The sequence below is a fragment of the Kitasatospora sp. NPDC007106 genome (assembly GCF_040634455.1).
GTDB lineage: Bacteria > Actinomycetota > Actinomycetes > Streptomycetales > Streptomycetaceae > Kitasatospora > Kitasatospora arboriphila.
This window is the reverse complement of the sequence record NZ_JBEYFP010000856.1, coordinates 1-2,402: the sequence shown is the minus strand read 5'-3', so window position 1 is coordinate 2,402 and position 2,402 is coordinate 1. Positions and strand designations below refer to the sequence as shown.

At 73.3% G+C, this 2,402-nt stretch carries 2 protein-coding genes; both read right to left on the bottom strand.

Annotation, left to right across the window (positions count from 1 at the left end):
• Positions 1-1,151: Re/Si-specific NAD(P)(+) transhydrogenase subunit alpha (locus ABZ641_RS33275; RefSeq protein WP_359987937.1), on the bottom strand; the 1,151-nt coding region annotated here is incomplete at its 3' end.
• Between the two features lie 254 nt (positions 1,152-1,405).
• A partial coding sequence (locus ABZ641_RS33270; protein ID WP_359987934.1) for a peroxidase family protein occupies positions 1,406-2,402 on the bottom strand: 997 nt, incomplete at its 5' end.

Genomic DNA, 2,402 nt, shown 5'->3' with positions numbered 1-2,402 from the left:
GCGGAGACCTGGACGGGCGGCGCCGGCCAGGTCAGTTCGCCCTCGCGGACGACCGTCACCGAGCGCTGGACGACGTCCTCGAAGTCCAGCGCCAGCCGGCCGTCCTTGCCGGGCGTGAGCAGCTTCAGCAGGTTGACCAGGTTGGTGCCGAACAGCTGCGAGGCCTGGGCCGGCAGCCGCGAGGCGAGGTCGGTGTAGCCGATCAGGGTCACCCCGTTGTCGGTGACCACCACCCGGCCGGCCACCGTGCCCTCGACGTTGCCGCCCTGCGCGGCGGCCATGTCGACGACCACGCTGCCCGGGCGCATCGCCGCGACGTCCTCGGCGGTGATCAGCCGCGGCGCCGGACGGCCCGGGATGAGCGCCGTGGTGATGATGATGTCCACGTCCGCGGCCTGCTCGTGGTAGAGCGCCGCGGCCGCCCGGTCGTAGTCCTCCGAGGTGGCCTTGGCGTAGCCGTCGGTGCTGCGCTCCTGCTCCACGTCGACCGAGAGGAACTCGCCGCCGAGCGAGCGGACCTGGTCGGCGACCTCGGGCCGCGGGTCGGTGGCCCGGACGACCGCGCCGAGGCTGCTGGCCGCGCCGATCGCGGCGAGGCCGGCCACACCGGCGCCGGCGACCAGCACCTTCGCCGGCGGTACCTTGCCGGCCGCGGTGACCTGGCCGGTGAAGAACCGGCCGAAGACGTGCGCGGCCTCGATGACGGCCCGGTAGCCGGCGATGTTCGCCATCGAGCTGAGCACGTCCATCGACTGCGCGCGCGAGATGCGCGGCACCGCGTCCAGGGCCAGCGCGGTCACCGGACGCTGCGCCAGCAGGTCGACGAGTTCCTTGTTCTGGTTGGGGCCGAGCAGGCCGACCAGGGTCGCGCCGTCGCTCAGCCGGGCGACCTCCTCGGCGGAGGGCGCGTTGACCTTCAGCACGACGTCCGCGTGCCAGGCCTCGCCGACCTGCGCACCCGCGTCGCGGTAGGCGTCGTCGGTGAACCCGGAGGCCGAACCGGCCCCGGACTCGACGACGACCTCGTAGCCCAGGGCCAGCAGCTGACGCACCGTGGCCGGTGTTGCCGCGACCCGGGTTTCCCCGGAGGCCGACTCCGCCACGACGCCCAGGCGCTGCGGTGGAGGGTTGGCCGGTTCGTGAGCAGACATGACACCTGTCTCCCTTGTCGGAGGCGCGGCCGGCGGCGGGTCTTCCGCGGTCGGCCGTTGCCAGGATTCTGCGATCTGGGGGAGCCCGCACCCCTGGTCGCAGGAACGTACACCCCTGCAACAGGCCGTGACGACGGCCCCTCCGGTGACCTTCCTCACGTGGACATCAGGCCCCGGAACAGCAAACACCGGCCCCGGCGGAGCGCCGGGACCGGTGTTCTGAGGTCGGGTCGGACACCGACCGTCGGTGCCGGCTACGCGAGATCGAACCGGTCCAGGTTCATCACCTTCACCCAGGCGGCGACGAAGTCGTCGACGAACTTCTGCTTCGCGTCGTCGCTCGCGTAGACCTCGGCGAGCGCCCGCAGTTCGGAGTTGGAACCGAAGACGAGGTCGGCGCGGGTGCCCGTCCAGCGGACGGCGCCGGTCGCGGCGTCCCGGCCCTCGAAGGTGTGCGCGTCCTCGGAGGTGGCCTGCCAGGTCGTGCCGAGGTCGAGCAGGTTGACGAAGAAGTCGTTGGTGAGCGAGCCCGGCGTCTCCGTCAGGACGCCGTGCGGCGAGTCCTGGTGGTTGGCGCCCAGCACCCGCAGACCGCCGACCAGCGCCGTCGTCTCGGGGGCGGTCAGGGTGAGCAGGTTCGCCCGGTCGAGCAGCAGGAACTCGGCCGGCAGCCGGTTGCCCTTCCCGTGGTAGTTGCGGAAGCCGTCGGCGGTCGGTTCGAGCGCGGCGAACGACTCGGTGTCGGTCTGCTCCTGCGAGGCGTCGGTGCGCCCCGGCGCGAACGGCACCTCGACGGCGAAGCCGGCCTTCTTCGCGGCCTGCTCGACGCCGACGCCGCCGGCGAGGACGATCAGGTCGGCGAGGGAGATCTGCGTGCCGCCCGGGCGGGCCTCGTTGAAGGACGTCCGGATGCCCTCCAGGGTGCGCAGCACCGGCGCCAGCCGGTCGGGGTCGTTCGCCTCCCAGCTGCGCTGCGGCTCCAGGCGGATCCGGGCGCCGTTGGCGCCGCCGCGCTTGTCGCTGCCGCGGAAGGAGGAGGCGGCCGCCCAGGCGGTGGAGACCAGCTGGCCGACCGTCAGGCCGGAGCCGGCGATGTCGCCCTTGAGCGCGGCGATCTCCGCGGCGCCGACCAGCGGGTGGGACACGGCGGGCACCGGGTCCTGCCAGAGCAGCACCTCGGAGGGCACCTCGGGGCCGAGGTAGCGCACCACCGGGCCCATGTCGCGGTGGGTGAGCTTGTACCAGGCGCGG